The sequence below is a fragment of the Streptomyces sp. NBC_00252 genome (assembly GCF_036187565.1).
Classification (GTDB): Bacteria; Actinomycetota; Actinomycetes; order Streptomycetales; family Streptomycetaceae; genus Streptomyces.
This window is the reverse complement of record NZ_CP108087.1, coordinates 5,757,885-5,777,500: the sequence shown is the minus strand read 5'-3', so window position 1 is coordinate 5,777,500 and position 19,616 is coordinate 5,757,885. Positions and strand designations below refer to the sequence as shown.

General features: G+C 70.8%; 18 protein-coding genes. 6 read left to right on the top strand and 12 right to left on the bottom strand.

All coding sequences use genetic code 11. The annotated features are described in order from the left end of the window. The first annotated feature begins 563 nt into the window (after positions 1–563). Positions 564–1,559, top strand: coding sequence for a tryptophan--tRNA ligase (gene trpS, locus OHT77_RS25450; protein WP_328830770.1), 996 nt, complete (start codon positions 564–566; stop codon positions 1,557–1,559). Between the two features lie 34 nt (positions 1,560–1,593). Here the strand turns inward: trpS and proC are convergent, their stop codons facing one another. The 3 genes from proC to OHT77_RS25435 all read right to left on the bottom strand — a co-directional run bounded on the left by proC (position 1,594) and on the right by OHT77_RS25435 (position 4,246). Further along, the gene (proC, locus tag OHT77_RS25445) at positions 1,594–2,403 is read right to left on the bottom strand and encodes a pyrroline-5-carboxylate reductase (protein ID WP_328830769.1); all 810 of its coding nucleotides are present in this window, start codon (positions 2,401–2,403) and stop codon (positions 1,594–1,596) included. A 158-nt stretch (positions 2,404–2,561) separates the two neighbouring features. After that, positions 2,562–3,383 carry an ABC transporter permease gene (locus OHT77_RS25440; RefSeq protein WP_328830768.1) on the bottom strand — a complete coding sequence of 274 codons (822 nt, stop codon included), beginning with the start codon at positions 3,381–3,383 and terminating at the stop codon, positions 2,562–2,564. Then, complete coding sequence (locus OHT77_RS25435; protein WP_328830767.1) at positions 3,380–4,246, bottom strand: ABC transporter ATP-binding protein; 867 nt, start codon at positions 4,244–4,246, stop codon at positions 3,380–3,382. The genes OHT77_RS25440 and OHT77_RS25435 overlap by 4 nt, the downstream gene beginning before the upstream one ends. Before the next feature lie 47 nt (positions 4,247–4,293). On the opposite strand from OHT77_RS25435, the gene OHT77_RS25430 reads away from it, so the two are divergent. Continuing rightward, positions 4,294–4,518 carry a hypothetical protein gene (locus OHT77_RS25430; protein ID WP_328830766.1) on the top strand — a complete coding sequence of 75 codons (225 nt, stop codon included), beginning with the start codon at positions 4,294–4,296 and terminating at the stop codon, positions 4,516–4,518. Between the two features lie 79 nt (positions 4,519–4,597). Here the strand turns inward: OHT77_RS25430 and OHT77_RS25425 are convergent, their stop codons facing one another. From OHT77_RS25425 to OHT77_RS25410, 4 genes are all read right to left on the bottom strand, one after another. Then, the gene (locus OHT77_RS25425; RefSeq protein WP_328830765.1) at positions 4,598–5,380 is read right to left on the bottom strand and encodes a class I SAM-dependent methyltransferase; all 783 of its coding nucleotides are present in this window, start codon (positions 5,378–5,380) and stop codon (positions 4,598–4,600) included. 355 nt (positions 5,381–5,735) lie between these two features. Then, on the bottom strand, positions 5,736–6,251 hold the full coding sequence (locus OHT77_RS25420; protein WP_328830764.1) for an EamA/RhaT family transporter: 516 nt from the start codon (positions 6,249–6,251) through the stop codon (positions 5,736–5,738). 45 nt (positions 6,252–6,296) lie between these two features. After that, positions 6,297–6,644 carry an SH3 domain-containing protein gene (locus tag OHT77_RS25415; RefSeq protein WP_328830763.1) on the bottom strand — a complete coding sequence of 116 codons (348 nt, stop codon included), beginning with the start codon at positions 6,642–6,644 and terminating at the stop codon, positions 6,297–6,299. Between the two features lie 28 nt (positions 6,645–6,672). Then, a complete protein-coding gene (locus OHT77_RS25410) occupies positions 6,673–6,984 on the bottom strand; it encodes an SH3 domain-containing protein (protein WP_328830762.1) in 312 nt (103 codons plus the stop codon). Positions 6,985–7,166: 182 nt separating this feature from the next. Between OHT77_RS25410 and OHT77_RS25405 the strand changes: the two genes are divergently transcribed. Further along, a complete protein-coding gene (locus OHT77_RS25405; protein WP_328830761.1) occupies positions 7,167–9,251 on the top strand; it encodes a serine/threonine-protein kinase in 2,085 nt (694 codons plus the stop codon). Between the two features lie 139 nt (positions 9,252–9,390). Here OHT77_RS25405 and ilvD read toward each other — a convergent pair whose 3' ends face one another. From ilvD to OHT77_RS25385, 4 genes are all read right to left on the bottom strand, one after another. Continuing rightward, a complete protein-coding gene (gene ilvD / locus OHT77_RS25400) occupies positions 9,391–11,244 on the bottom strand; it encodes a dihydroxy-acid dehydratase (RefSeq protein WP_328830760.1) in 1,854 nt (617 codons plus the stop codon). 203 nt (positions 11,245–11,447) lie between these two features. Next, positions 11,448–12,053 (bottom strand): TetR/AcrR family transcriptional regulator, encoded by a 606-nt coding sequence (locus OHT77_RS25395; protein ID WP_328830759.1) that lies wholly within the window; start codon positions 12,051–12,053, stop codon positions 11,448–11,450. After that, positions 12,050–12,874 carry a sugar phosphate isomerase/epimerase family protein gene (locus OHT77_RS25390; protein ID WP_266769759.1) on the bottom strand — a complete coding sequence of 275 codons (825 nt, stop codon included), beginning with the start codon at positions 12,872–12,874 and terminating at the stop codon, positions 12,050–12,052. Before OHT77_RS25390 ends, OHT77_RS25395 begins: the two co-directional genes overlap by 4 nt. A 361-nt stretch (positions 12,875–13,235) precedes the next feature. After that, positions 13,236–14,168, bottom strand: coding sequence for a Ppx/GppA phosphatase family protein (locus OHT77_RS25385; protein WP_266769761.1), 933 nt, complete (start codon positions 14,166–14,168; stop codon positions 13,236–13,238). A gap of 83 nt (positions 14,169–14,251) precedes the next feature. Between OHT77_RS25385 and OHT77_RS25380 the strand changes: the two genes are divergently transcribed. After that, a complete protein-coding gene (locus tag OHT77_RS25380; protein ID WP_328830758.1) occupies positions 14,252–15,109 on the top strand; it encodes a hypothetical protein in 858 nt (285 codons plus the stop codon). 3 nt (positions 15,110–15,112) lie between these two features. On the opposite strand, the gene OHT77_RS25375 is transcribed toward OHT77_RS25380, so the two are convergent. After that, positions 15,113–16,807, bottom strand: a complete 1,695-nt coding sequence (locus OHT77_RS25375) for a BACON domain-containing protein (protein ID WP_443048116.1) — start codon at positions 16,805–16,807, stop codon at positions 15,113–15,115. Between the two features lie 201 nt (positions 16,808–17,008). Between OHT77_RS25375 and radA the strand changes: the two genes are divergently transcribed. Together radA and disA are read left to right on the top strand one after the other, a co-directional pair. Continuing rightward, complete coding sequence (gene radA, locus OHT77_RS25370; protein WP_266769766.1) at positions 17,009–18,418, top strand: DNA repair protein RadA; 1,410 nt, start codon at positions 17,009–17,011, stop codon at positions 18,416–18,418. 137 nt (positions 18,419–18,555) lie between these two features. After that, entirely contained in the window at positions 18,556–19,614 is a 1,059-nt protein-coding gene (disA, locus tag OHT77_RS25365) for a DNA integrity scanning diadenylate cyclase DisA (protein WP_328834341.1), read from the top strand. Positions 19,615–19,616: the final 2 nt, after the last annotated feature.

The following is a 19,616-nucleotide window of genomic DNA, read 5'->3' as shown; positions in this document are numbered from 1 at the left end:
TTTCCGGTGCCGATTTCCTCGGTGCTTTCCAGGTTTCCGCTTCCGCGTTTCCCTTTCCGGCGGTTCCGACTCTATCAGATCCTTTCGGGCCTGACTCCCAGTCAGAGTGGGTTGCCTTCCCGGCTGTTGGGCCGTTCCGACGAGTGAGACATTAGCGGATTCCTGAGTCCCGAGCGAATCGGGGCTGTGCGTCCTTTCGAACGCGGATTCCTCATTTCGCAAATACGCATGGCAATACAAGGCGACGACGGATCGTCGCTCGATTGTCTGTAGGTACTTGCGGAATGGCTGTCCGGGGACCGACCGGAGTCGGCGCTCACGTCGGACAACTCGGAGAACACTACGTAGCTGGTGGGGGCGTGTCAACTCCGCTCCGGAGAGCAGTGCGGAGGCGTACCCTGGGTGACGTGACTACGCATACGTGCACCCAGCAGTGGTGGGCCGCCTGACGGCGGCCGTACATACGTATGTACTCAACGGCCGCCGCCTCGGCGGCCGTTCGCGTTTCTCCCTCCTGAGGGTCGGCCGGCCGAGAGCGGCGGTCTCGACCAGGAGGTAGAGAGATGACACGGGTCTTCAGTGGGATCAAGCCGACCGGACACCTGACGCTGGGGAACTACCTGGGCGCGATCCGGCGGTGGGTGGATGTGGATCAGCGGCAGAGCGACGCGTTGTTCTGTGTGGTCGACCTGCATGCGCTGACCGTGGACCACGATCCCGCTCGGGTGCGCAGGCTCAGTAGGCAGGCGGCGACGCTGTTGCTGGCGGCCGGGCTGGATCCCAAGCTGTGCACCGTCTTCGTACAGAGTCATGTGGACGAGCACGCGCGGCTGTCGTACGTCATGGAGTGTGTGGCGACCGACGGTGAGATGCGGCGGATGATCCAGTACAAGGAGAAGGCCGCGCGCGAGCGCGAGCGGGGCGGGAGTGTGCGGCTGTCCCTCCTGACGTATCCCGTGCTGATGGCGGCGGACATCCTGGCGTACGGGACGGACGAGGTGCCGGTCGGGGACGACCAGACGCAGCATGTGGAGCTGGCCCGGGATCTGGCGGTGCGGTTCAACCAGCGGTACGGGCACACGTTCGTCGTGCCTCGGGCGACCCGGCCGGGGGTCGCGGCTCGGGTGATGAACCTGCAGGAGCCGATGTCGAAGATGGGGAAGTCCGACGACTCCGGGCCGGGGATCGTCTATCTGCTGGACGAGCCCGATGTCGTACGGAAGAAGGTCATGCGGGCCGTGACGGACAGTGCGGCGGAGGTCGTCTACGACCGGGAGGCGCGGCCGGGGGTGGCCAATCTGCTGGAGATCCTGGCCGCTTGCGGTGGTGGGAACCCCGAGGACCTGAGCGGTGTATATGAGTCGTACGGAACTTTGAAGAAGGACACGGCGGAGGCCGTGGTCGAGCTGCTCAGGCCCGTGCAGGAGAGGCACAAGGAGTTGTGCGCGGATCCCGCTTATGTGGAAGGGGTGTTGCGGGATGGGGCGGAGAAGGCGAGAGAGATGGCGAAGCCGATGGTCGACAGCGCGTATCGAGCCATCGGGCTTCTGCCTGCGTAGTCGCGTGAGCGGTTAGCCGGTTAGCCGGTCCCGGTCAGCCGTTTCCGGAGGCCAGTTCGCGGCTGCGGTCGCGGGCTGCCTCCAGGGCGGCGATGAGTGCGGCGCGTACGCCGTGGTTCTCGAGTTCGCGGATGGCGTTGATCGTCGTGCCGGCGGGCGAGGTGACGTTCTCGCGGAGCTTCACCGGGTGCTCGCCGCTGTCGCGGAGCATGACGGCGGCGCCGATCGCGGACTGGACGATGAGGTCGTGGGCCTTGTCGCGCGGCAGGCCGAGCAGGATGCCGGCGTCCGTCATGGCTTCGACCAGGTAGAAGAAGTACGCCGGGCCGGAGCCGGAGAGGGCGGTGCAGGCGTCCTGCTGCGACTCGGGGACGCGGAGCGTCTTTCCTACGGCGCCGAAGATCTCGTCGGCGTACGCGAGGTGGGCCTCGGTGGCGTGGCTGCCGGCGGAGATGACGGACATGGCCTCGTCAACCAGGGCGGGGGTGTTCGTCATGACACGGACGACGGGGGTGCCCGCGGCCAGGCGCTCCTCGAAGAAGGAGGTGGGGATGCCCGCGGCGCCGCTGATGATCAGGCGGTCGGCGGGAAGGTGCGGGGCGAGTTCGTCGAGGAGCGTGCCCATGTCCTGCGGCTTGACCGTGAGGATCAGGGTGTCGGCGGTCTTCGCGGCCTCCGGGTTGGTGACCGGGGTGACTCCGTGGCGGGTGCGGAGTTCTTCGGCGCGCTCGGGGCGGCGGGCGGTGACCAGCAGGTCGGCCGGGGCCCAGCCCGCCCGGATCATTCCGCTGAGCAGGGCTTCACCGATCTTGCCGGTGCCGAGGACTGCGACTTTCTGAGCCATGGCTGGGGGGTCCTCCCGGGGGTGTGTCGTCCGGGTTCATCCTCCCATCGGGGTCGGGGGTGTGGGGGTGGTGTCCGGTGGGCGGGATGTGTGGGGTGCGGGTGGCGGGTGACTGGGTTTCGTGGGCGGGGCGGGTGGTGCGGGCCGGGCTGTGCGGGTCAGGCGGCGCGGCGGCGCAGGGTGGCTGCGCCGAGGGTGAGGACCAGGAGCGCGCAGCCGGCCACGATCAGTACGTCGCGGACGAAGGTGGCGGTCATGTCGGTGTGCTTGAGGATCTCGTTCATGCCGTCGACGGCGTACGACATGGGGAGGACGTCGGAGACGGCTTCCAGGGCGGGGTGCATGTTGGAGCGGGGAGTGAAGAGGCCGCAGAGGAGGAGTTGGGGGAAGATCACCGCCGGCATGAACTGGACGGCCTGGAACTCGGAGGCGGCGAAGGCCGAGACGAAGAGGCCGAGGGCGGTGCCGAGCAGGGCGTCGAGGAGGGCGACCAGGAGGAGGAGCCAGGGGCTGCCGGTGACGTCGAGGCCCAGGACCCAGACGGCGAGACCGGTGGCCAGGGCGGACTGGATGATCGCGAGGATGCCGAAGGCGAGGGCGTAGCCGGCGATCAGGTCGCCCTTGCCGAGGGGCATGGCGAGAAGGCGTTCGAGGGTGCCGGAGGTACGTTCGCGCAGGGTGGCGATGGACGTGACCAGGAACATCGTGATGAGGGGGAAGATGCCGAGGAGTGAGGCGCCGATGCTGTCGAAGGTGCGCGGGCTGCCGTCGAAGACGTAGCGCAGCAGGAAGAGCATCACGCACGGGATGAGGATCAGCAGCGCGATCGTGCGGGGGTCGTGGCGGAGCTGGCGGAGGACCCGGGCCGCGGTGGCGGTGGTGCGGGATGCGCTGAGGGCGCGGGTGGGAGTGGGGACCGGGGCGGAGGTCGTCGCAGCGGCCGTGGTCGGCGCCGGGGTCGGGGTAGTGGTCGGGGTCATCGGGACGTCTCCTTCTGGTGGGCGGTGGCAGTGGCCTCGTCGACCAGGTGCAGGAAGGCGGCTTCGACCGTGTCGGAGCCGGTACTGGTGCGGAGGGCGTCCGGGGTGTCGTCGGCGAGGATCTCGCCCTCGCGCATCAGGAGGAGGCGGTGGCAGCGCTCGGCCTCGTCCATGACATGGGAGGAGATGAGGAGGGTGGCGCCGCGCGAGGCGGCGATGTCGTGGAAGAGGGCCCAGAGGTCTCGGCGGAGGACGGGGTCGAGGCCGACGGTGGGTTCGTCCAGGACGAGGAGTTCCGGGGTGCCGAGGAGCGCTACGGCCAGGGAGACGCGGCTGCGTTGGCCGCCGGAGAGGTTGCCGGCGAGGGAGTCGGCGTGGGTGGTGAGGTCGACGTCGGTGATGGCGCGGGTGACGTCGTCGTGGCGACGGGTCGCTGCGGCGCGGCCGGGGTCGAGGATCGCGGCGAAGTAGTCCAGGTTCTGGCGAACCGTCAAGTCGTCGTAGACGGAGGGGGCTTGGGTGACGTAGCCGATGCGGGTGCGGAGGGTGGGGTGGCCGGCGGGGTGGCCGAGGACGTTCAGGGTGCCGGTGACTTTGGCCTGGGTGCCGACGATCGAGCGCATCAGGGTCGACTTGCCGCAGCCGGAGGGGCCGAGCAGGCCGGTGATCTGGCCGCGCGGGACGGTGAAGTCGAGGGCGCGTAGGACGGTGCGGGGGCCGCGGAGGACGGTGAGGGCTTCGGCGCGGACGGCGGGTTCGGGTTCCGGGTGGGGGGAGGTGGTGGTGGAGGCAGGGGTCCGGGCGGGTGTGGTGCCGGGTGCTGTGTCGGGGGAGCCCGTTGGGCCGGGGAGGTAATTCATCATGTGATGAATAATGCTCTCGCCGGGTGGGGGCGTCAAGCAGGGTGGAGGTGGTGGACCCCGGGGACGCGGGGATCGTCGTACGGGTGCTGGGGCGGGCGACGTTCTTGGGGTTGCCGAAGCTGGTGGACGGGTTGGACGGGGTTGAGGGACTGGAGGCGTCCTTGCCGCGCGGTCGCGGGGTGCGGCTGGAGTTGGGCGGGTTGGGGCCTGCGGGTCACGCGTGCGCGGCGGCCCTGGAGGGTGGGCCGCCGCGTGAGGCAGGAGCGGGGTGAGGGGGTAATGGCCTTGTGGGGAGCAGGAGTTGGGGCGGCTCGGTGACTGCTCGGGGCCGGGGTGTGGGGGCTCAGGGGGTCATGGCGTGCGGGCGACGACGAGTTCCACGACGTAGGTCTCCTCGACTGTTCCGTCCGGGAACGTGGTGAGCAGGTGGTTGCGCTCCTCGGTGAGGAAGGCGGTCGCGCTTGCCTCGTCGTGGACCAGGAAGGCCGAGTGGCTGCCGATGTTGGCGAGGTGGGTGTCGATCGGGACGCGGCGGCTCCAGCGGACTTTGCGGTGGGCGAAGTCGAGTCGGCCGGTGGGGTCGGCGAGGGCGGAGCGCAGGCCGCTGCCGTTCTGCTCGACGACGCGGTCGATGCCGAAGTGGAGCCGGATGCGTTCCGACTGCTCCGCGATCCAGGGGACGTCGAGGGCGCCGGTGTTCCACCAGAGCGCGAGTGCGCCGCCCGGGCGCAGGACGCGGAGGGCTTCCGGGACCGATCGGGTGGGGTCGGTCCAGTGCCAGGCCTGGGCGTAGGTGAGGAAGTCGAGGGAGTGGGTGGTGAGGGGGAGGGCATTGCCGTTGCCCCGGACGATCGGGACGTCGGGGAGGGTGCGGCGGAACTGGGCCGCCATGCCCTCGCCGGGTTCGATCGCGACCACTTCGGCGCCTCGGGCGTGCAGCAGGGCTGTCGCGATACCGGTGCCTGCGCCGACGTCCGCGACTCGGGCACCGGTGAGGAGGTGGCCTGCGAGTTCCTCGATCGCGTCGAAGAGGGCGGGTGGGTACGAGGGGCGGTTCTCGGCGTACTGGGCCGCGGCGGCGTTGAAGGAGTGGGCTCGGGCGGCCGGTGAGGGGGGATTCGGCGAAGTGGTCATACGGCCATGGTTACCGGGGTGGGTGCAGGGTGCAGGTGGTTTTTGGTGAGAGGTGGGGTGGCGTGGGGTGCGGTGAGGGGGTGGGGTTCGGCGGAGTTGCTCGGGTGTCGTGGGCCGTGAGTACCCGGGGCAATCGGGGCTGGGCTCGCCTGGCCGACGTCTAACAGGGAGCGGTTGGGTGCCGTAGGGCATGGGTGCCCCGAAGTCGCTCCAGGTCGGGAGGCTGCTGCTCGCCAGGCATGGATTCGTGCGGCGTGGCGGGTGAGGCCTGCGGGTGATCGGCTCTCGTGGGTTCCGAAGGTGTCGCGTGCCCGGTGTGTCGTAGGCCCCGTGCCGAATGTGGTCGGCCCTTGGGTCAGGAGCGGCGCTTCTTCGATGGGTTGCGGGTGCGGCGGGACGTGCGCTTTTCGTGTTGGGCCACGGCCGCTTCGTACTCCTGGCGGTGGAGTTTCTCGCCGGGGGCCTCGGTGAGGGAGCGGAAGAAGTACGCGAGGAGGGAGCCGACGAAGCCGATGGCCAGGAGGCCGCGGAGGGAGGCCTGGCGGGCGGGGTCGGGGCGCTTCTTGAAGGTTTCCCAGGTGTGGCCGAAGGCGAGGGCGCTGCAGATCGCGAACATCACGATGATGAGGAGGGTGACGAAGCTGCCGACGTTCGCGATCTGGATGCCCTGGTAGGCGAAGCGGAGGACCAGGCAGGCGACGGCCGCGGCGGCGAGGGAGCCGACGGCCGTTCCGATGCGGCGGGCGGCGTAGCCGTTGTCGTGGTTCACCCAGGTGGTGCCGTAGAAGCGGAGGGGCTCGGGGCGGGGGCCCGTGCCGTCGCCTGGGGAGCCCGCGGGGGTGTCCTGGGTGCCGGTCGTCTCGTCGTTCACGGGACGATTATGGCTCCGGGGGTGGGGGCGGGCTCCCTTTGGGGCTCAGGCGCAGCGCGGACGGATGTAGCCGTCGCTGCCCGTGTTCACGTAGGTGTCCGAGATGTACTCGCCGTTGTCGATGTTGTCCCAGATGCTCGACGTGCCGTAGTAGCCGCTGACGGTCGTGCCCGGTGTCTGGCAGTAGATGGGGACCTTGGAGCCGACGGCCAGGACGCGGACGATGGTGTAGCCGGTGCCGGGGCCGCTGCGGACGTTGATGCTGGTGCCGGGTGCGGTCGAGTAGTACGTGACCGCCGCGGCCGCGTTGGCCTGGGCCGGTGAGCCCATCACCATGAGCAGGGCTCCGGCCGCGCCGGCGAGTAAGACGGATTTGCGTCTGCGGGATGACATGCGTGTCCTTCGGGTCGGAGACGTGGGATCAGGAGCAGCGGGAGGTCACGTAGCCGTCGCTGCCGGTCTGCACGTAGGCGTCGGAGATGTACTCGCCGCTGCTGATGTTGTCCCAGATGTTCGACGTGCCGTAGGTGCCGCTGACGGTCGTGCCCGGCGTCTGGCAGTAGATCGGGACCCTCGAACCTCCGGGCAGGGAGCCGACGATGCTGTAGCTCGTCCCCGGGCCGCTGCGGACGTTGAGGCGGACGTCGGCGGTCGTGTAGTAGTGCACGGACGCTGCCGTCGCGACGGCCTCGGCCTCGCTGCTCTGCGTCTCTTGAACACGGTCAACAGACATGAAAATCCTCCCCCGTTGCACCCCATGACTGCCATGGGGTCCCGTTGATTCCCCTAAATCACGCCATGAAACACATGTACGCAACTCGCACGCGGAGGCTAGCAAGCCTCCTCTGTCCCGTGCGGGTCATCGACTAGGCTCCGTGCGTCGCGCGCGCGAACGAACAGCACGGGGGTGGTTCCATGGCGCCACAGCGCAACACCGGAGCGGGCGCGGAAGCGGAACTTCCCGAGTACGCCGGTCACTACCGCCTGGAGTCCTGCCTGGGCTCGGGCGGCATGGGCGTGGTGCATCTGGCGCAGAGCACCTCGGGGATGAAGCTCGCCGTGAAGGTCGTCCACGCGGAGTACGCCCAGGACCCTGAGTTCAGGGGGCGGTTCCGGCAGGAGGTGGCTGCCGCGCGGCGGGTGAGCGGGGCCTTCACCGCGCCGGTCGTCGATGCCGATCCCGAGGCGCAACGGCCTTGGATGGCCACGCTGTTCATCCCCGGCTCCACCCTGTCCGATCACGTGAAGCGGAACGGGCCCATGGCTCCGGCCCAGTTGCGCCAGCTGATGGCCGGGCTCGCCGAGGCGCTCCGCGACATCCATCGTGTCGGCGTCGTGCACAGGGATCTCAAGCCGAGCAACGTGCTGCTTGCCGAGGACGGGCCGAAGGTCATCGACTTCGGTATTTCCCGGCCGAAAGACAGCGAACTGCGCACCGAGACCGGCAAGTTGATCGGTACGCCGCCGTTCATGGCGCCCGAGCAGTTCCGGCGGCCGAGGGAGGTCGGGCCCGCCGCGGACATCTTCGCGCTCGGGTCGGTGATGGTGCACGCGTCGACCGGGCGGGGGCCGTTCGACTCGGACAGTCCGTACGTCGTGGCGTACCAAGTCGTGCACGACGAGCCCGACTTGGCCGGGGTGCCGGACAACCTGGCCCCCCTCGTACTCCGTTGCCTCGCCAAGGAGCCCGAGGACCGTCCCACGCCGGACGAGTTGATGCGGGAACTGCGGTCCGTGGCGGCCTCGTACGACACGCAGGCGTTCATACCGGAACAGCGGACGGGTGGTTCACCGGCCTCGAAGCCCGACCCGGTGGCCGGGCCCGAACGCAGGCCCCGGCGGCGCCGGTTGACGATCCTCTCGGCCGCTGCCGCGGTGCTGGTCGCGGGCGGTGTCCTCGCGTCGGTTCAGCTGGCCGGAGAAGCGGACTCCTCACCGAAGAGCACTGGCGCGCGGACCTCGCCGGCCCCGTTCAAGGCCTGGGCCGTCCAGCCTGCGGCCAAGGCCGGGGGTGTGCCCCAATGCGCTTACGGGGCAGGCGAGTTGCTGTGTGCGCAACCGGGTGTCGTCTACGCTCTCGCACCGGCCGACGGCACTCTCCTGTGGCGGCATTCCGTCGCCGAGGAGAGACCCGACGGCGCACCGGTCGTCGCCGGCGGCCTCGTGCATCCGAGCATCGGCGCGGGCCGGCATCTCGAAGGACTCGATCCGTCCTCGGGCGCGCGGGTCTGGCAGCGGGACATCCCCGGGAGCGAGTCCGTGCGTTACGTCGGCGGCATGGTCCTGCTCACCCACGCCGACGGCACGGTCACAGGCGTGGACGCCGCGTCGGGCAGGACGAAGTGGAGCCGCCCGATCCCTGGTGTCTCCTCGTTCGTGTCGCTCGCAGGGAGTCCGCTCGCCTATGCGACGAGAGTGTCCGACGACGGGTCGACCACGCAGGTCACCGCGGTCGATCCGGACACGGGTGACGTGCGGTGGAAGGCACGGTTGCAGGGGATGCTGAAACCCGTAGGCGTCCACGGCGGATCGGTGTTCTTCCTCTCCGCCGACTGGAGCACCGGCAACACGACGGCCATCCTCCGCTACGCCCCCGGGACCAAGGATTCGAAACGGGTGGCGCTGCCCGTCCCGCGTCAGGACGCCGTGGCCACCGTGCGAGGGAACGTCGTGTACGTCCTGGCCACCGGCGGTTCGCTGGAAGCCATCGACACGGACACCCACAAGCGGACGTGGCATCTCGAGACGTCGGTGAGCCGCGGCTCCGTGCCGGTCGCCGACGCCCGGCACGTGTACGTCACCGCCCCCGACGGACGCCTCCTCGCGGTCGACGCCGGCACCGGGCGACTCGTCGGGCAGACGGCCGCCCGGCTCGGCGCGGACTCCGGGCAGGTGGTCGCCACCCTGCCCGAACCCGTCGTAGCCGACAACCGCGTCTACGCCGCCGCCCCCGACGGCACCGTCTTCTCCGTCGACTCCCGTACTCCGGGCGCCTGGTAGCAGTCATAGGACCGGCACGCCATGCCAAAGGGCCGCCCCCGCGGAGGGGACGGCCCCAAGCCTCAACGAGCCCTGTGGCTACCGGAGTTGCGACCGGCTTGCTCGAATCGGTCGCAGGGGCAGCGGAGTTGCAGGGAACTCAGCCCAGCTTGCTGACGTCTCGGACCGCGCCGCGGTCCGCGCTGGTGGCCATGGCCGCGTAGGCCCGCAGGGCCGCGGAGACCTTGCGTTCGCGCTGCTTCGGGGCGTAGCGGCCGTCCAGGGCGGCTTCGCGGCGGGCCAACTCCGCGTCGTCGACGAGGAGTTCGATCGAGCGGTTCGGGATGTCGATGCGGATGCGGTCGCCGTTCTCGACGAGGGCGATCGTGCCGCCGGAGGCCGCCTCGGGGGACGCGTGGCCGATGGAGAGGCCCGAAGTGCCGCCGGAGAAGCGGCCGTCGGTGATGAGGGCGCAGGTCTTGCCGAGGCCGCGGCCCTTGAGGAAGGACGTCGGGTAGAGCATCTCCTGCATGCCGGGGCCGCCCTTGGGGCCCTCGTAGCGGATGACGACGACATCGCCGTGCGTCACCTGTTTGTTGAGGATCTTCTCGACCGCTTCCTCCTGCGACTCGCAGACGACCGCCGGGCCCTCGAAGGTCCAGATGGACTCGTCGACGCCGGCCGTCTTCACGACGCAGCCGTCGACGGCGAGGTTGCCCTTGAGGACCGCGAGGCCGCCGTCCTTGGAGTACGCGTGCTCGGCGGAGCGGATGCAGCCCTCGGCCGCGTCCTCGTCCAGCGCCTCCCAGCGCTCGGACTGGGAGAAGGCCTCGGCCGAGCGGACACAGCCGGGGGCCGCGTGCCACAGTTCCACGGCCTCCGGGGACGGGGAGCCGCCGCGCACGTCCCACGTCTTCAGCCAGTCCGCCAGGGACGGGCTGTGGACGGAGTGGACGTCCTCGTTCAGCAGGCCCGCGCGGTGCAACTCGCCCAGCAGGGCCGGGATTCCGCCCGCGCGGTGGACGTCCTCCATGTAGTACGTGCGGTTCTTCGCGACGTTCGGGGCGACCTTCGCGAGACACGGGACGCGACGCGAGACCGCGTTGATCTCGTCCAGGCCGAAGGCGACGCCCGCCTCCTGCGCCGCGGCCAGCAGGTGCAGGATCGTGTTGGTGGAGCCGCCCATCGCGATGTCGAGGGCCATCGCGTTCTCGAAGGCCGCGAAGGTGGCGACGTTGCGCGGCAGGACCGTCTCGTCGTCCTGCTCGTAATAGCGGCGGGTGATGTCCATGACCGTGCGGGCCGCGTCCTGGTACAGGCCCTTGCGGGCCGTGTGGGTCGCGAGGACCGAGCCGTTGCCGGGGAGGGAGAGGCCGATCGCCTCCGTCAGGCAGTTCATCGAGTTGGCGGTGAACATGCCGGAACAGGAGCCGCAGGTCGGACAGGCGTTCTCCTCGATATTGAGGACGTCCGCGTCGGAGATGCTCTCGTTGGCGGCGTCGACCATCGCGTCGATCAGGTCCAGCGTGCGGACCGTGCCGTCCTGGAGGGTGGCGCGTCCGGCCTCCATCGGGCCGCCGGAGACGAAGACCGTCGGGATGTTCAGGCGCAGTGCCGCCATGAGCATGCCGGGCGTGATCTTGTCGCAGTTGGAGATGCAGATCAGGGCGTCGGCGCAGTGCGCCTCGACCATGTACTCGACCGAGTCGGCGATCAGGTCGCGCGAGGGCAGGCTGTAGAGCATGCCGCCGTGGCCCATCGCGATGCCGTCGTCCACCGCGATGGTGTTGAACTCGCGCGGGATGCCCCCGGCCGCGGTGATCGCCTCGCTGACGATCCGGCCGACGGGCTGCAGGTGGGTGTGGCCGGGCACGAACTCGGTGAAGCTGTTCGCCACCGCGATGATCGGCTTCCGGCCGATGTCCGCACCGGGTACACCGGAGGCGCGCATAAGGGCGCGTGCGCCCGCCATGTTGCGGCCGTGGGTGACTGTACGGGACCTCAGCTCGGGCATCGTCGATCGCTCCTTCAGACAGATAGGGCTGCTAACGAGCGTACGCCGGTCATCCAGGGGGCGGACACGGTGTCCGTATCGCGGGACACCCATCTCGCGAAAAGGGTCACCTCGCGGTCCGGCCGAGGACAGCCGCACCGCCCCGCCGACAGTGGCCGCACCGCCCATCCGACAGTGGCCGCACCACCCCGCCGACGGTGGCCTCACGGCCCCGTCAAATGCCCCTGCACCACCGGCGCCACCCGCGCGATGATCCGCTCCACGTCCACCGACGCCAGCGGTTCCACCTTGATCACGTAGCGCAGCATCGCCGTACCGACCAGCTGCGCCGCCGCCAGCTCGGCGCGCAGGTCGCCGTCCGGGAGGTCGAGCCGGGCGGCGACCCGGCCGAGCACCTGGGAGACGACGAGCCGGCGGAAGACGGCCGCGGCGGCTTCGTTGTTGACGGCGGAACGGACCACCGCCAGCAGCGGGGTACGGGTCGCCGGGTTCTCCCAGATGCCGAAGATGAAGCGGGTCAGGCGTTCGCCGACGCCGTCGAGCGGGCCCTCGGCGACCGTCTCCGGCGCGTTCTGCGCGGGCGCGAACGCGACCTCGACGGCCGCCTCGAAGATCTGCTCCTTCGTACCGAAGTAGTGGTGCACGAGCGCCGGATCGACCCCGGCCGCCTTCGCGATACCGCGTACGGACGTCTTCTCGTAGCCCCGCTCGGAGAACTCCTCGCGTGCCGCGGTCAGGATGCGGTCGCGGGTGTCGGCGGACTCCGTACGAGGGGGCCGGCCCCGGCGCTTGGCGGTGGCGTCGGTCACCGCCGGGGCACCTTCACGGCCGAGGCCAGATGCAGCCGCGTGAACGCGAGCGCCTCCGCGAGGTCGGCCTCGCGTTCGGCGCTGGACATCGCGCGCCGGGTGTTGACCTCGATGACGACATGGCCGTCGAAGCCGGTCGTCGCGAGCCGCTCCAGGAGTTCGGCGCAGGGCTGGGTGCCGCGGCCGGGGACGAGGTGCTCGTCCTTGTTGGAGCCGTTGCCGTCGGCGAGATGGACATGGCCGAGCCGGTCGCCCATGCGCCCGATCATCTCGGTGGCGTCGGTGCGGGCGGTCGCGGTGTGGCTGAGGTCGATCGTGAAGTGCCGGTAGTCCTCGTTCGTCACGTCCCAGTCGGGGGCGTAGGCGAGCATCTCGCGGTCGCGGTAGCGCCACGGGTACATGTTCTCTACGGCGAACCGCACATCCGTCTCGTCCGCCATCCGCCAGATCCCGCTGACGAAGTCGCGCGCGTACTGGCGCTGCCAGCGGAACGGCGGATGCACCACGACCGTGCTCGCGCCGAGCTTCTCCGCGGCCACCTGGGCGCGCTGGAGCTTGATCCACGGGTCGGTCGACCACACCCGCTGCGTGATGAGCAGGCAGGGCGCGTGCACGGCGAGGATCGGGACCTGGTGGTAGTCGCTGAGCCGGCGCAGCGCGTCGATGTCCTGGCTGACCGGGTCGGTCCACACCATGACCTCGACGCCGTCGTAGCCGAGGCGTGCGGCGATCTCGAAGGCCGTCGCCGTCGACTCCGGATACACGGACGCCGTGGACAGCGCGACCTTCGCATCCGGGATGCGCACGACTGGTTCTGCCACGGAGGACAGACTACGGGGCGGCGCTTTGCGCGGGGGAGCCGGTCGCTGTGCACGCGCTGTGCGGGAGACGGCAACCGGCCAAGTCCGGCGAGCTGCCGCGTTGTGGCGATACTTCATGCGGGTCTGATACGTCACGTACCGGGTCGGCGTTCAGTACGCGCGCGTGGGACTACCGTTCGGGCGTTCAGTACGGGGGTGCCGTGCGGGCGTCAGGATGGGCACGCGTGTGTACGCGATGGACAACAGGCACGCGTGCGTACGGCACGAAAAGCGGGCACACGCGTGTGCGTCACGAACAGCACCTCACGCGCGCCCCGCAGCCGAACCCGCCACGCCCCGACGCCTCCCCCGATGCCGCTTCCTACGCCGACGGCAACTGATCCAGCCGCCGCAGGATCACGCCCTCGCGCAGCGCCCAGGGGCAGACCTCCAGCGTCTCGACGCCGAACAGGTCCATCGCCCCCTCGGCCACCATCGCGCCGGCGATGAGCTGTTCGGCGCGGCCCTCGGAGACGCCGGGGAGGAGGGCGCGCTGGGCGGTGGTCATGCCGGCCAGGCGCGGGACCCAGGACTCCAGGGAGCCGCGCTTCAGCTCGCGCTGGACGTAGAGGCCGTCGGCGGAACGGGCGGCGCCGGCCAGGCGGGCGAGCTGCTTGAAGGTCTTCGACGTGGCGACGACGTGGTCGGGGGCGCCGAAACGGCTGAACTCCCCCACCGTGCGGGCGATCTGCGCGCGCACATGGCGGCGCAGGGCCCTTATCGCGTCCGGTTCCGGCGGGTCGCCGGGGAGCCAGGCGGCGGTGAGGCGGCCCGCGCCGAGGGGCAGGGAGACGGCCGTGTCGGGTTCCTCGTCGATGCCGTAGGCGATCTCCAGGGAGCCGCCGCCGATGTCGAGGACGAGGAGCTTGCCTGCGGACCAGCCGAACCAGCGGCGGACGGCGAGGAAGGTGAGCCGGGCCTCCTCGGCGCCGGTGAGGACCTGGAGTTCGACGCCGGTCTCGGTCTGCACGCGCGCGAGGACGTCGTCGGCGTTGCTGGCCTCGCGGACGGCGGAGGTGGCGAAGGGGAGGAGTTCCTCGACGCCCTTGTCCTCGGCGGCCTGGAGCGCCTCCTGGACGACGCCGACGAGTTTGTCGACCCCTTCCGGGCCGATCGCGCCGTCCTCGTCGAGGAGTTGGGCAAGGCGCAGTTCCACCTTGTGCGAGTGCGCGGGCAGCGGGCGCGCGCCCGGGTGTGCGTCCACCACCAGCAGATGCACCGTGTTCGATCCCACGTCGAGGACACCGAGTCTCATATACGGAACGCTACTGCCACCTGCACCTATCTCGGTCCTCGGTGCGGTGTCTGGGGCCGCCTCGGGCGACTTACCCTGGACGCGTGCCAAAGACGAAAAAGGCGAAGACCGACAAGGCGGCCAAATCACCCGGCGACTCTTCGCCGGTGACGTCGGCCAAGCCCCCGAAGCCGTCGAAGAAGGCCCTGAAAGCCGACGAGAAGGGGCTCGACTTCGCGCGCGCGTGGGTGGAGTTCCCGGATCCGGCGGACGAGGAGCAGCTGTTCCGCTGCGATCTGACATGGCTGACCTCTCGCTGGAACTGCATCTTCGGAAGCGGCTGCCAGGGCATCCAGGCGGGCCGCGCGGACGACGGGTGCTGCACCCTGGGCGCGCACTTCTCCGACAAGGACGACGAGAAGCGGGTCGCCGGGCATGTGGCGAGGCTCACGCCCGACATCTGGCAGCACCACGACGAGGGCGTGGAGAACGGCTGGATCTCCAAGGACGAGGACGGCGACCGCCAGACCCGCCCCTTCCAGGGCTCGTGCATCTTCCAGAACCGCCCCGGTTTCGCCGGCGGCGCGGGCTGCTCGCTGCACATCCTGGCCGTCAAGGAGGGCCGCGAGCCCCTGGAGACCAAGCCGGACGTCTGCTGGCAGCTGCCGGTGCGGCGGACCTACGAGTGGATCGAACGACCGGACGACACACGCATCCTCCAGGTGTCGATCGGTGAGTACGACCGCAGGGGCTGGGGTCCCGGCGGCCACGACCTGCACTGGTGGTGCACGTCGGCGACCTCCGCGCACGGCGCGGGCGACCCGGTCTATGTGTCCTACGGCCCGGAGCTGACCGAGCTGATGGGCAAGGCGGGCTACGACCGCCTGGTCGAGCTCTGCGAGGAGCGCCTGGCCTCCCAACTGCCGCTGGTGGCACCGCATCCGGCGGACCCGGTCCGCTAGCCGCTACGACGAACCCGGGCTCGGGTCGTCGCTGTCGCCGGGCGGTGGTGTCGAGCCGCCCGGGTCGGTGGGGGACGAGTCCGTGGGCGTCGGGGTCGGGGTCGCTGAGGTCGGCGGGTCGCTCGGGGTGGGGTCGGTGGGCGCGCTGCTGGTGGGCGTCGGGTCCGGACTGGACGGGGGCGGGTCCCCGGGGTCCGTGGGACCGGTCGGGCCGGTGGGATCCGTCGGGGTGGGCGCGCTGCCGTAGCCGTCGATCGAGACGACGGCGCCCGCGGGCGAGACGGCCACGCGCGCGGCCCAGTGGCCGGAGGGCTCGCGCAGGTGGTCGACGTACACCTTGATCGTCAACGAGTCGCCCGGGGCGAGGGTTCCCGAGGACTGGCTGAAGTAGAGCCAGGGTGCGCCGGTGGTCACGGACCAGCGGACCGGGGCCGGGCCGGACGCGGTGAGGGTGATCAGCGTGGTGTCACCGCTGTTGGCGGCCGAGACGGCGAGGTGGCCCGCGCCCTTCTTGCCGGCGCCGGTGACGCTGATGACCTCCACGGAGACGTCGTTCTTGCCGCCCTTGCCGGGGCGGGGGCTGGTGGTGTCGTTGCCGGTGTTCTCGTAGCCGCCGCTCGCGACCTCGCCCTCCAGGCTGCCGGGGCCGCGCTGTTCGCTCGCGGTGGCGGGCCTGCCGTCGATGCCCTCGCCGGTCGGGGTGCCCCGGTAGGCGGCCCACAGGGCGAGGACCGGGGCCGCGATCACGGTGGCGACGACGGTCGTCGTGACGGCACGCGCGCGGAGGCGGTCCCGCCGGGCCGCGCGGTCCTTCGGGTCCATCGGGAAACCACGCCGGTCGAAGCGCGGTGCGGCGGCTCCACGCGCGCGCGGGAGGTGCGCCATGGCGACATGCAGGGCCGCGCGGGGTGCCTCCAGGACGGGCAGTTCGGCGGGCGTCACGCTGGCGCCGGGCCAGCTGCCGGGGACCGCGCGCTCGGCGGTGCGGCGGCAGTGCGGGCAGTCGTCGACGTGCCGGACCAGCTCACGGCGCAGTGCGCTGCTCAGCACGAGCTGATGGTCGCTGGTGAGCCGGGCGACGCTCGGGCAGCTCCCGGTCTCCACGACGGCCAGGGCGGCACGCGTGCGTTCCACCTCGCAGGCGGCGGACGCCAGCAACTCCCGTGCTCCGGCGAGGTCCATGCCCAGGACGGCGGCGACCTCGTGGGCGGCGAGCCGGTGGCGCACGGCTAGTTCGAGCGCCTCGCGCTGCTCCGGGGTGGTCCCGGCGGCCTCCGGCCAGGCGAGCAGGGCGAGTTCACGGCGCCGCTGCTCCTTCAACTCCTCGGAGAGGGGCGGCTCTTCCGTCTCGGTGCGCCCCACCGCGTGCGTGCCCTGACGTTTCTGCTTGGCCTCGGCGAGCTTGCGCAGACAGGCCCAGCGGGCCAGCGCGTAGAGCCAGGCACGGCGGTCACCGGCGGTCTCCGGCGCGCGTGCGCCGCGTCGTTCGGCGAGCGCCAGCACGTCCCCCAGGGCGGCGGTCGCGGCGTCGTGGTCGCAGAGCACGGACAGGCAGTACGTGAACAGGCCGTCGAGATACGGCTCGTAGCGCGCGGGCGGGCGTTGCGCCAGCGTGCGCGCCGCCCCGCGGTCACGCGCCTCCCGATGCGCCCGGTGTGCGCCGGTGGTGCGGGTCGAGGTCTCCGGACTGCTGCTCATCACCCGTGCGACCGTAGGCGGCCGGTGATGCCCCCTTCCGCCCCCTTGAGCACTTTTAATCCGTACGGGTGAAACGATCCCTCAAAAGGGGACCGGCACCCTGACCTCCCTGACTCGTTCCCGACGGGCGGTGGCCGGATACCGAAGGGGCACGGCCCGACCGCCGACCGCGTTGTCAGTGGCGGCGGTTACGGTTCACGCATGGCTGCCCGTACGAAGACCACCAAGGACCGACCGTCCTACCGCTGCACCGAGTGCGGCTGGCAGACGGCCAAGTGGCTCGGCCGCTGCTCCGAGTGCCAGGCCTGGGGCACGGTCGAGGAGTACGGCGCGCCCGCTGTCCGTACGACCGCCCCCGGCCGCGTCACCACCTCCGCGGTCCCGATCGGCCAGGTCGACGGCCGTACGGCCACCGCCCGTTCGACCGGCGTGCCCGAGCTGGACCGGGTGCTCGGCGGCGGCCTGGTCCCCGGAGCGGTGGTCCTCGTCGCGGGCGAACCGGGCGTGGGCAAATCGACCCTCCTCCTGGACGTGGCGGCGAAGTCGGCGAGCGAGGAGCACCGCACGCTCTATGTCACCGGTGAGGAGTCGGCGAGCCAGGTCCGGCTGCGCGCCGACCGCATCAAGGCGATCGACGACCACCTGTATCTCGCCGCCGAGACCGATCTGGCCACGATCCTGGGCCACTTGGACGCGGTGAAGCCCTCCCTGCTCATCCTGGACTCCGTGCAGACGGTGGCCTCCCCGGAGATCGACGGCGCCCCCGGAGGCATGGCCCAGGTCCGCGAGGTGGCCGGCGCGCTGATCCGCGCCTCCAAGGAGCGCGGCATGTCCACCCTCCTGGTGGGCCACGTCACCAAGGACGGCGCGATCGCCGGCCCCCGCCTCCTGGAGCACCTGGTGGACGTGGTGCTCTCCTTCGAGGGCGACCGCCACGCCCGCCTGCGTCTCGTACGGGGCGTCAAGAACCGCTACGGCACGACCGACGAGGTCGGCTGCTTCGAGCTGCACGACGAGGGCATCACCGGGCTGGCCGACCCCAGCGGTCTGTTCCTGACCCGCCGCGCGGAGCCGGTCCCCGGCACCTGTCTGACGGTCACCCTGGAGGGCCGCCGCCCCCTGGTCGCCGAGGTCCAGGCGCTCACGGTCGACTCCCAGATCCCCTCCCCGCGGCGCACCACCTCGGGCCTGGAGACCTCCCGCGTCTCGATGATGCTCGCGGTCCTGGAGCAGCGCGGCAGGATCAGCGCCCTGGGCAAGCGGGACATCTACTCCGCGACGGTCGGCGGCGTGAAGCTCTCCGAGCCGGCCGCGGATCTGGCCATCGCGCTCGCCCTGGCCTCCGCGGCGAGCGACACCCCCCTCCCCAAGAACCTGGTGGCGATCGGCGAAGTGGGCCTCGCGGGCGAGGTCAGACGGGTCACGGGCGTCCAGCGCAGGCTCTCCGAAGCGCACCGTCTGGGCTTCACCCACGCCCTCGTCCCGAGCGACCCGGGCAAGATCCCGGCGGGCATGAAGGTCATCGAAGTGGCCGACATAGGAGACGCTCTCCGGGTCCTCCCGCGCTCCCGTAAGCGAGAGGCCCCACGGGACGACGAGGACCGCCGGTAGACTTTGCCCTGGTCTCGCCCGTCCGTACGAAGAGAGTGCACGGAAACGGGAGCACCGGAAACACCTGCGACCGGAGGAGTGCAGTGGCAGCCAACGACCGGGCGTCAGCTCCCGGAAAGTCCGGCGGCGATGGCCTGATGCGCGCCTCACTGAGCGCCGTGGCCCCCGGCACGGCGTTGCGCGACGGCCTGGAGCGCATCCTCCGCGGCAACACGGGCGGCCTCATCGTGCTCGGTTCCGACAAGACCGTCGAAGCGATGTGCACGGGCGGCTTCATCCTGGACGTCGAGTTCACGGCCACGCGCCTGCGCGAACTGTGCAAGCTCGACGGCGGCATCGTGGTGTCGTCCGACCTCTCCAAGATCCTCCGGGCGGGCGTCCAGCTGGTCCCCGACCCGGACATCCCCACCGAGGAGACCGGCACCCGCCACCGCACGGCGGACCGCGTCAGCAAACAGGTCGCCTTCCCGGTGGTCTCGGTCTCCCAGTCGATGCGCCTGATCGCCCTCTACGTGGACGGCCAGCGACGCGTCCTGGAGGACTCGGCGGCGATCCTGTCCCGCGCCAACCAGGCCCTGGCGACGCTGGAGCGCTACAAGCTCCGGCTGGACGAGGTGGCGGGAACGTTGTCAGCGCTGGAGATCGAGGACCTGGTGACGGTCCGGGACGTCTCCGCGGTGGTCCAGCGGCTGGAGATGGTCCGGCTGATCGCCACCGAAATCGCCGAGTACGTAGTGGAGTTGGGCACGGACGGCCGCCTGCTCGCCCTCCAGCTGGAGGAGTTGATCGCGGGCGTGGAGCCGGAGCGCGAACTCGTCGTACGCGACTACGTCCCCGAGCCCACGGCCAAACGATCCCGCACGGTGGACGAGGCACTCGCCGAACTCGACGCCCTCTCCCACGCGGAGCTCCTCGAACTCCCCACCGTGGCCCGCGCGTTGGGTTACACCGGCTCCCCCGAGGCCCTCGACTCGGCGGTCTCCCCCCGCGGCTTCCGTCTGCTGGCCAAGGTCCCGCGCCTCCCCGGCGCGATCATCGACCGCCTGGTCGAGCACTTCGGCGGCCTGCAGAAACTCCTGGCGGCAAGCGTCGACGACCTGCAGACGGTCGACGGCGTGGGCGAAGCGCGGGCACGCAGCGTCCGAGAGGGCCTCTCCCGCCTGGCGGAGTCCTCGATCCTCGAACGCTACGTCTGACC

What these genes read in the sequence shown, in the direction of transcription:
- radA (WP_266769766.1), top strand. Translation starts at nt 17,009, where the DNA reads ATGGCTGCCCGTACGAAGACCACCAAGGACCGACCGTCCTACCGCTGC.
- OHT77_RS25385 (WP_266769761.1), bottom strand. Translation starts at nt 14,168, where the DNA reads ATGAGACTCGGTGTCCTCGACGTGGGATCGAACACGGTGCATCTGCTG.
- trpS (WP_328830770.1), top strand. Translation starts at nt 564, where the DNA reads ATGACACGGGTCTTCAGTGGGATCAAGCCGACCGGACACCTGACGCTG.
- OHT77_RS25440 (WP_328830768.1), bottom strand. Translation starts at nt 3,383, where the DNA reads ATGACCCCGACCACTACCCCGACCCCGGCGCCGACCACGGCCGCTGCG.
- OHT77_RS25375 (WP_443048116.1), bottom strand. Translation starts at nt 16,807, where the DNA reads ATGAGCAGCAGTCCGGAGACCTCGACCCGCACCACCGGCGCACACCGG.
- OHT77_RS25425 (WP_328830765.1), bottom strand. Translation starts at nt 5,380, where the DNA reads ATGACCACTTCGCCGAATCCCCCCTCACCGGCCGCCCGAGCCCACTCC.
- ilvD (WP_328830760.1), bottom strand. Translation starts at nt 11,244, where the DNA reads ATGCCCGAGCTGAGGTCCCGTACAGTCACCCACGGCCGCAACATGGCG.
- disA (WP_328834341.1), top strand. Translation starts at nt 18,556, where the DNA reads ATGCGCGCCTCACTGAGCGCCGTGGCCCCCGGCACGGCGTTGCGCGAC.
- OHT77_RS25410 (WP_328830762.1), bottom strand. Translation starts at nt 6,984, where the DNA reads ATGTCTGTTGACCGTGTTCAAGAGACGCAGAGCAGCGAGGCCGAGGCC.
- OHT77_RS25435 (WP_328830767.1), bottom strand. Translation starts at nt 4,246, where the DNA reads ATGATGAATTACCTCCCCGGCCCAACGGGCTCCCCCGACACAGCACCC.
- proC (WP_328830769.1), bottom strand. Translation starts at nt 2,403, where the DNA reads ATGGCTCAGAAAGTCGCAGTCCTCGGCACCGGCAAGATCGGTGAAGCC.
- OHT77_RS25415 (WP_328830763.1), bottom strand. Translation starts at nt 6,644, where the DNA reads ATGTCATCCCGCAGACGCAAATCCGTCTTACTCGCCGGCGCGGCCGGA.
- OHT77_RS25405 (WP_328830761.1), top strand. Translation starts at nt 7,167, where the DNA reads ATGGCGCCACAGCGCAACACCGGAGCGGGCGCGGAAGCGGAACTTCCC.